Source organism: Streptomyces sp. NPDC030814 (assembly GCF_055572155.1).
In genome coordinates this window covers 66,062-74,700 of record NZ_JBVIDX010000034.1, presented here as the reverse complement: position 1 = coordinate 74,700, position 8,639 = coordinate 66,062, and the positions used below count along the sequence as shown (strand labels likewise).

At 71.4% G+C, this 8,639-nt stretch carries 8 protein-coding genes; 5 read left to right on the top strand and 3 right to left on the bottom strand.

The features are described 5' to 3' along the window. The 4 genes from ACZ43N_RS39270 to ACZ43N_RS39255 form a co-directional block, all read left to right on the top strand. Positions 1-372 (top strand): alpha-glucosidase C-terminal domain-containing protein (locus tag ACZ43N_RS39270; RefSeq protein ID WP_468104187.1); only part of this gene is annotated, 372 nt, incomplete at its 5' end. Positions 373-401: 29 nt separating this feature from the next. Next, positions 402-1,781: a maltokinase N-terminal cap-like domain-containing protein gene (locus ACZ43N_RS39265; RefSeq protein WP_468104186.1), complete on the top strand. Its 1,380-nt coding sequence runs from the start codon at positions 402-404 to the stop codon at positions 1,779-1,781. Positions 1,782-1,785: 4 nt separating this feature from the next. Beyond that, entirely contained in the window at positions 1,786-4,023 is a 2,238-nt protein-coding gene (gene glgB / locus ACZ43N_RS39260) for a 1,4-alpha-glucan branching enzyme (RefSeq protein WP_468104184.1), read from the top strand. A gap of 56 nt (positions 4,024-4,079) precedes the next feature. Then, complete coding sequence (locus ACZ43N_RS39255) at positions 4,080-4,478, top strand: MarR family winged helix-turn-helix transcriptional regulator (protein ID WP_468104183.1); 399 nt, start codon at positions 4,080-4,082, stop codon at positions 4,476-4,478. An 84-nt stretch (positions 4,479-4,562) separates the two neighbouring features. Here the strand turns inward: ACZ43N_RS39255 and ACZ43N_RS39250 are convergent, their stop codons facing one another. Next, on the bottom strand, positions 4,563-4,982 hold the full coding sequence (locus ACZ43N_RS39250; protein WP_468104182.1) for an SseB family protein: 420 nt from the start codon (positions 4,980-4,982) through the stop codon (positions 4,563-4,565). 245 nt (positions 4,983-5,227) lie between these two features. On the opposite strand from ACZ43N_RS39250, the gene ACZ43N_RS39245 reads away from it, so the two are divergent. Beyond that, positions 5,228-6,517 carry an alpha-L-fucosidase gene (locus ACZ43N_RS39245; RefSeq protein WP_468104181.1) on the top strand — a complete coding sequence of 430 codons (1,290 nt, stop codon included), beginning with the start codon at positions 5,228-5,230 and terminating at the stop codon, positions 6,515-6,517. Here ACZ43N_RS39245 and ACZ43N_RS39240 read toward each other — a convergent pair. Further along, positions 6,493-7,110 carry a cysteine hydrolase family protein gene (locus tag ACZ43N_RS39240; RefSeq protein ID WP_468104180.1) on the bottom strand — a complete coding sequence of 206 codons (618 nt, stop codon included), beginning with the start codon at positions 7,108-7,110 and terminating at the stop codon, positions 6,493-6,495. The genes ACZ43N_RS39245 and ACZ43N_RS39240 overlap by 25 nt on opposite strands. Then, entirely contained in the window at positions 7,107-8,582 is a 1,476-nt protein-coding gene (locus tag ACZ43N_RS39235) for a purine-cytosine permease family protein (protein WP_468104178.1), read from the bottom strand. Before ACZ43N_RS39235 ends, ACZ43N_RS39240 begins: the two co-directional genes overlap by 4 nt. Positions 8,583-8,639 lie beyond the last annotated feature (57 nt).

The window sequence follows — 8,639 nt, the reverse complement described above, 5'->3', positions numbered from 1 at the left end:
AACGTCGAGGCCTCCATGTCCTCCCCCTCGTCGCTGCTGCACTGGACCCGCCGCATGATCGAGATCCGCAAACAGAACCCCGCCTTCGGACTCGGGTCGTACACGGAACTCCAGTCCTCGAATCCGGCGGTCCTCGCCTACTTGCGCGAACACAAGGACGACCTGGTGCTGTGCGTGAACAACTTCTCCCGGTTCGCGCAGCCCACCGAACTCGACCTGAGCGCCTACGAAGGACGCCACCCCGTCGAACTCATCGGCCAGGTCCGTTTCCCCGCCATCGGTGAACTTCCGTATCTGCTCACCCTCGCGGGCCACGGCTTCTACTGGTTCCGGCTCTCCCGAGTCCTCTCCCGCGCTGCCCGAGGGCGTTGAAGCGCGGGCCGGTGAAAGGACGCGTCACCATGCCGAAGACCGCATTGCTCCGGCCGAGCAGCGACAGGGGCGCCGCCGACCTGATGACCTCGCTCGCGGGGCTGCTGCGCGACTGGCTGCCGCGGCAACGCTGGTTCGCCGGCAAGGACCGGCCGGTCACGGATCTCGCGTTGCTGTCCATGACGGAGCTGTATCCGGGGTGTCTGCATCTCTTGGTGCACACCGGTCACATCAGTCACAGTCACAGCGGTGTGCCGTCTCCCGTGGGCACTCCCCAGGCGGGCGACTGCTACCAGCTCCTGCTCGGCGTGCGTGACCATCCGGCGCCGCGCCTGGGCCGGGCCCTCATCGGGCAGGTGCGGCAGGGTCCGCTGGCGGGGCTCACGGTCTACGACGCGCTGTACGACCCCCGGTCGGCGCGGTTGCTGCTGGAACGGCTGCGGAGCCCCGGCGCGGCGGGCCCGCTGCGCTTCGAGGCCGACCCGTCGGCGGACGTACCGGCGGGGCTGGCGCCGCGGCTGCTGGACGCCGAACAGTCCAATTCCTCGCTGGTGTACGGCGACGCGTTCATCCTGAAGGTGTTCCGGCGCATCCAGCCCGGCGTCAATCCCGATCTGGAGGTGCCCGGCGCACTGGCAGGACAGGGCTGTGGCCGGGTGCCGGCTCCGGTGGCATGGTTCCGGACGACGTATCCGTTCGCGGCGACCCTCGGTGTGCTCCAGCCGTTCCTGCCCGACGCGTCCGACGGCTGGACGCTGGCGCTGGGGGCGCTGGCCTCCGGCCGGGACTTCACGGCTCAGGCGCGTGAGCTGGGGTCGGCCACGGCGGAGGTGCACCTCGCGCTGGCCTCGGCCTTCCCCGCCGGGGAGCACGACGAGAACGCGCGGACGGCGGCCGCGATGACCGAGCGGCTCGACGCGGCGGCGCACTGTGTGCCGGCGCTGCGGCCGTACGTGCCCGGCTTGCGCAACGCGTTCCGCGCGCTGCTCACCTGCGATGTCGGGCCGCCAGCACAGCGCATCCACGGTGATCTGCACCTGGGGCAGGTGCTGCGGGCCGGCCGGGAGTGGTTCGTCATCGACTTCGAGGGCGAACCGTCCCGTCCGCTCGCCGAGCGGTGCGGCACCCAGTCCCCGGTGCGGGACATCGCGGGAATGCTCCGCTCCTTCGACTACGCAGCCCGGCAGCGCCGCCCCTGGCGCCCGGAGTGGGCGCGCCGCTGCCGCGAGGCGTACTGCGCGGGTTATGCGGCCCGCGCCGGCTGGGACCCGCGCAAGAAGCACGGTCTGCTGCGCGCCTATGAGACCGACCGGGCCGTGTACGAGGTCCTGTACGAGGCACGGCACCGACCCGACTGGCTCCCCGTACCGATGGCGGCGATCGAGCGTCTCGCCGTAAGAGGAGGCTGAAGCAGTGGCCCTGCGCGACATCACACCCCCCGAGTCGGCCGGTCCGCCGCCGCACCCGCCGGGCACCTTCGCGGGTGCCCCTCCCCTGTCCCCCGAGGACCGCGGACGGCTGCTCGCGGGCGCCCACCACGACCCGCACTCCCTGCTGGGCGCGCACCCGGTGCCCGGCGGGATCGTCATCCGGGCGCTGCGGCCGTATGCCCACGCGGTGCGGGTGGTCATCGACGGCGTGCGCACCTATCTCTCCTCGGAGGGCGACGGTCTCTTCGCGGGGGTGCTGCCGCTCGACACGATCCCCGACTACACGCTGCTGGTGTCGTACGAGGACGCCGACCTGGAGCTGCACGACCCGTACCGTTTCCTCCCGGCGCTGGGCGACCTGGATCTGCACCTGATCCGTGAGGGCCGCCACGAGCAGCTGTGGAAGGCCCTGGGTGCCGAGCCGATGGTCCACCAGGGTGTGGCCGGCACCCGCTTCTCGGTGTGGGCGCCGAACGCGCAAGGGGTGCGTGTCGCAGGGGACTTCGGCTGCTGGGACGGTACGGCGTTCCCGATGCGGTCGCTGGGTTCGTCCGGGGTGTGGGAGCTGTTCCTGCCGGGCGTCGGTGAGGGTGCCCGGTACAAGTTCGAGATCACCTCCCGGCACGGGCACCGTTTCCTCAAGGCCGACCCGATGGCGCGCCAGGCGGAGGTGCCGCCCGCGACGGCATCCGTGGTGACGGTCTCGCACCACGAGTGGGGCGACGCGGAGTGGATGGCGCGGCGGGGGGACACCCCGGTGCACGAGGCGCCGTTCTCCGTGTACGAGGTCCATCTGCCGTCCTGGAAGCCTGGATTGACGTATCGTCAGCTGGCCGAGGAGCTTCCGGCGTATGTGAAGGACCTGGGTTTCACGCATGTGGAGTTCATGCCGGTCTCCCAGCACCCGTTCAGCGGGTCCTGGGGCTACCAGGTCACCGGGTTCTACGCACCGATGTCCCGGCTCGGCGGCCCCGACGACCTGAAGTATCTGATCGACTCCCTGCACCGGGCGGGGATCGGCGTGATCATGGACTGGGTCCCGGCCCACTTCCCCAAGGACGACTGGGCACTGGCCCGCTTCGACGGTGAGCCGTTGTACGAGCCCGGGGACTGGCGGCGGGCCGAGCATCCGGACTGGGGGACCTACGAGTTCGACTTCGGGCGCACGGAGGTCCGCAACTTCCTCGTGGCGAACGCCGTGTACTGGTGCGAGGAGTTCCATGTCGACGGTCTGCGGGTGGACGCGGTCGCGTCGATGCTCTACCTCGACTACTCGCGTGACTCCGGGCAGTGGGCCCCCAACATGTTCGGCGGGCGTGAGGACCTGGACGCGGTGGCCTTCCTCCAGGAGATGAACGCCACCGTGTACCGGCGGGCGCCCGGGGTGGTGACCATCGCGGAGGAGTCCACGGCGTGGGACGGCGTCACCCGCCCCACCGACAGCGGCGGGCTGGGCTTCGGTCTGAAGTGGAACATGGGCTGGATGCACGACTCCCTCGGCTACATGGCGAAGGAGCCGGTGCACCGCAAGTACCACCACAACGAGATGACGTTCTCGATGGTGTACGCGTACAGCGAGAACTACGTCCTGCCGATCTCCCACGACGAGGTGGTGCACGGCAAGCAGGCGCTGGTGTCGAAGATGCCGGGCGACTGGTGGCAGCAGCGGGCGGACCACCGCGCCTACCTCGGCTTCATGTGGGCCCACCCGGGCAAGCAGCTCCTCTTCATGGGTCAGGAGTTCGCCCAGGGCGGCGAATGGTACGAGCCGCACGGTCCGGACTGGTGGCTCCTCGACCCCGGGTACGGCGCGGAGGCCGATCACCGGGGTGTGCGGGACCTGGTCCGGGATCTCAACACGCTCTACCGGGGCTCCCCGGCCCTCTGGCAGCGCGACAGTGATCCGGCCGGATTCCAGTGGGTGAAGGGCGACGCCGCCGAGGACAACGTCTTCGCGTTCCTGCGGCTCGCCGCGGACGGCACCCCGCTGCTGTCCGTCTCCAACCTCAGCCCCGTGGTCCGCCACGACTACCGTCTGGGGGCGCCCGGCGGCATCCCCGTCTGGCAGGAGGTCCTCAACACCGACGCCGCGGCCTACGGGGGCGGCGACGTCACCAATCCCGACCCGGTGAAGGCCGAGCCCACCCCCTGCGACGGCCGCCCGGCCGCCCTCCGGCTCACCCTGCCCCCGCTGGCGACGATCTGGCTCAAGCCCGTGTAGTTCCCGGCGTGAACTGCGCCGACAGCCACCTCCGCACCCTCTGTTACCGTGCACATATGGCAGCGAACACGGCCGATGCCCGGCTCGAGGAACAGTGGCGGGACATCCTCGCGGTGCACGCCCGCACGATGTGCGAGATAGACCGCGCGCTGCATCCCCACGGTCTCGGGGCGAGCGACTTCGAGGTGCTCGACGTCCTCGCGTCCGGCCTCGCCGCCGCAGACGCGGATGATCACTGCCGGGTGCAGAACATCGCGGGGAAGGTCCACCTCAGTCAGAGCGCACTGTCCCGGCTGATCGCACGGCTGGAGAAGGACGGCCTGGTCACGCGCTCGGTCTGTACGGAGGACCGGCGTGGGGTGCGGGTCGCTCTCACCGACAAGGGCCGCGCGCTGCACTCCGAGGTGCTGCCGCTGCAGCGCGACGTCCTGGCCAGAATGCTGCCCGCCGACTGACGCCGGCCGGTGCGGCGTCCTTGTGCCGGGGAAGGGGCTGTGAGGTCCGTACGCGCCTCGGGCCCCCTCCCAGGTCGGTGGGGGTCAGAAGTCGTGCCGCCCCAGCAGGGTGCCCACGTCATGGGCGTCGAGGGTCAGGCCGTACGGTGAGCCGGCATCGATGGTCAGGGACAGGTCGCTGTCGGGCCACTGGGAGGCCAGGGCCCCGAGGGGTACCAGACGGTAGCGGGAGACGAACGGCAGCAGCTCGGCCATCGCCGGTTCCGAGGTGAACACCGGCACGACCTGTTCGCCGCCGGGCTGCTCCAGGACGGGCAGCGCCACGGCCGTGGGGTCGTTCAGGGCCGCGTCGTCGGCGTCGTCCGGCACGGGGACCAGGACGTCGCTTCCGGCCAGGGTGTCCAGCGCGGCCGTGTCGCCGTTGTCGAGGGCGAGCGCGGTCAGCGCCTGCTGAGCCGGGGTGGCGGCCTGGCGGGCAGGGTGGTTGTTGGCGGGTATGTCCATTGGAAGATCCCTGATGGTGGGGACGGGCCGCCCGGGACAAGATCCGTACCGGGCACGACGCCCCTCGCGTACCCGATCCGCAGGCAGCCATTCCTGTGCCCCGCCGGTACGGGTGTGGTGGACGGGGCACAGGTGACAGCTCGCTTCAAGAGGGAACGCAAGCGGGCGGATCCGAGGTGAGAATCGACCAGCGGTGGTGACCGGCGCCCACGCGCCCGCCGACGCGCTCCGCCTAGCGTGGGCGCATGACCATGCAGCCCTGGTTTCCCGCCGCCAAGCTGGGCATCTTCATCCACTACGGCATCTATGCCGTGGACGGGGTGCCGGAGTCCTGGTCCTTCTACTGGGGTGAGGTGTCGCACGAGCAGTACATGAAACAGCTCGACGGCTTCACCGCGTCCCGCTACGACCCCCGGGCCTGGGCCGACCTGTTCGCCCGCGCCGGTGCGCGGTACGCGGTGCTCACCGCCCGGCACCACGACGGAGTCGCCCTGTGGGACACCGCCCAGGGCGACCTGAGCGTGGTCCGGCGGTCCCCGGCGGGCCGGGACCTGGTGGCCGGATACGTCGACGCGCTGCGCGAACGGGGCCTGAAGGTGGGCCTGTACTACTCGCACTCCGACTGGAACCACCCGGACTACGCGAGCGTCCGCCACCCCGACATCGAGCGGTGGCCCCGGAGCCATCCCGGTGGCAACGCCCCCAACCCGTACTCCCATGCCGCGCCCGGCGAGGAGGACCCGGCTGCCTGGGACCGCTTCCTCGCCTATCGCGACGCCCAGGTGCGCGAGCTGGTCGAGCGCTTCCGCCCGGACCTGCTCTGGTTCGACGGCGAGTGGGAACGCAGCGAACAGCAGTGGCAGATCGAGGAATTGGCCGGGCTGATCCTCTCGGAGAACCCCGCCACCCTCCTCAACGCCCGCATGCTCAGCCACGGTGACTACGCCACCCCGGAACAGGGTGTGCCGCTCGAAGCGCCGGGCGGCCCCTGGGAGCTGTGCCTCACCATCAACGACTCCTGGGGCTTCCAGCACCACGACGACAACCACAAGTCGGTGCGTCAGCTGGTGCGTTACTTCACCGAGACGATCGGCATGGGCGGCAATCTGCTGCTGGACGTCGGCCCCCGCGAGGACGGGACCGTCACCGACGAGCAGATCGAGCGGCTGGAGGGGCTCGGCGCGTGGATCGGCCGGCACTCCGACGCCGTGTACGACACGGTCGCCGGGCTGCCCGCGGGACACCACTACGGCCCGAGCACCCTCTCCGCCGACCGGCGCACCCTGTATCTGATGTGCTTCGACGTGCCGCGCGAGTCCGTGGCGGTACGCGGGCTGCGCAACCGGGTCACCCGGGTCACCGTCCTCGGCACGGGCACCGGACTGGGCCACCGGGTGATCGGCGGCCTCGACGCGGTGCCCGGCGTGACCTGGATCGACGCGCCCGCCGAGGCCGATCTCGACCCGTACGCGACCGTGCTCGCCGTCGAGCTGGACGGGGAGCTGGAGCTCTACCGGGGTACGGGGCGCGACTGAGCGAGGACCTCGTCGACGGTCACCACCCGGATGAGGGGCCGGTACAGGCCGAGGACGTCCAGGGCCTTGGTGTGCGACTCGTCGTCGGCGCCCGCGCAGGCGTCGGCGACCACCAGCACCTCGACCCCGGCGTCGGCGGCGGCGAGGGCGGTGGACAGCACACAGCAGTCGGTGCTGACACCGGCCAGGACCAGCCGCCCGTCCGGGCCGAGGCGGGCGGCGAGGTCCGGGACCCATTTGCCGAAGGTGGGGGAGTCCAGGACGTGCCATGCGTCGACGGTGAGGTCGCCCGTGAGATGGTCCCTGAAGTCGTCGACCAGTTGCCAGAGGCGGGCGCCCGGCGGGCGCAGGGCGAAGGACCAGCGGTCGTAGTACGCCCGCCAGGCGCCCTCGGGCCGCTCCGGCGCGACGAAGCGGGTGAACACGACCCGTTCGCCGAACGCCGGCAGCAGGCGCCGCACCCCGGCCGCAGCCTCGTCGAAGCGGGGCGCGGCCCAGGGGCTGTCCGGCTCGGCGAACACCCGCTGCATGTCGATGACGGCGAGCAGACCGGGCAGGACGCCCGCGGCCCCGTGGGACGGGCCCGTGGTCATGCGCGTCCCTCCTGCGCCCGCACCCGGCCCCGCGCCGGCAGCAGCGTGCCGAGGAAACCGACCGCCAGGGCGACCAGGACGCCCAGGTTGGCGAAGGCCCAGTCGCCGGTCCTGCCGCCGAGGCCGAGAGGGCCGAGCAGATAGCCCTGCCAGTCCAGCCAGCCCGCCGCCGTGTTGGTGACCATGCCCCAGCCGAGGGCCGTCGCGGCGAGGGTGAGGAGGAGGGGGCCCGGCGGAATGTCGCCGTAGCGGCCGTCCGTTCGGAACAGGTCCTCCTCGGCGTAGTCGCGGCGGCGCAGCAGCAGGTCGGCCAGCATCACCCCGCACCAGGCGGCGATGGGCACGCCGAGCGTGGTGAGGAAGCCGATGAACGGGCCGAGGAAGTCGTCGGCGAAGAAGACGATGTGGACGGCTCCCGCGATCATCAGGACGCCGTCGACGAGCGCGGCCAGCGGGCGCGGCACGCGCAGGCCCGCGGCGAGCAGGGCGAGGCCGGAGGAGTAGATGTCGAGGACCGCGCCGCCGACCAGGCCGAGCACGGCGACGGCGGCGAAAGGGATCAGGAACCAGGTGGGCAGGAGCGTGGTGAGCGCGCCGATGGGGTCGAGGGCGATCGCCTCGCCGAGTTCGGCGGAGGAGCCGGCGAGGAGCAGGCCGAAGACCAGCAGGAGCAGCGGGGCGAGGGAGGCGCCGAAGGCGGTCCAGCCGATGACGCCCCGGCCGGAGACGGTGCGCGGCAGGTAACGGGAGTAGTCGGCCGCCGCGTTGACCCAGCCGAGGCCGAAACCGGTCATCATGAAGACGAGGGCGCCGATGAACTCCTGTGCGGAGCCGGCGGGTACGGCGCTGACGGTGGACCAGTGGACGTGGTCGGCCACCAGAACGACGTAGACGATCGTCAGGACACCGGTGACGACGGTGATGACGGTCTGGAAGCGCATGATGAGGTCGAAGCCCATGACGCCGACGACCACGACGAGCGCGGCGACCAGGACGAGCGCCACCATCTTGGTCTCGTCGCCCCCTCCGGTGCCGAACCTGCGGAAGACGGTCGCGGTGGCCATGGTGGCGAGGGCGCACAGGACGGTCTCCCAGCCGACGGTCAGCAGCCAGGACACCACCGCGGGCAGCCGGTTCCCGCGCACCCCGTAGGCGGCACGGCTGAGCACCATCGTAGGTGCCGAGCCGCGTTTCCCGGCGACCGCTACGAAGCCGCACAGCAGGAACGAGAAGACGACGCCGAGGACGCCGGCGGCCAGGGCCTGCCCGAAGGAGATGCCGAAGCCGAGCGCGAAGGCGCCGTAACTCATGCCGAGGACGGAGACGTTGGCCCCGAACCAGGGCCAGAAGAGGGTGCGCGGGGTGCCCTTGCGCTCGGCGTCCCCGATCACGTCGAGGCCGTGGGTCTCCACCTGGAGCGGGCGGACCGAGGGAGTGCCGTCAGTGCCGTCGGGGGGCGGGGCGTCCGTCATCGTCGACCTGCCTGTCTGATCGCGCTGATCACGTCCAGGGGACCGTAGGTGGGCCGG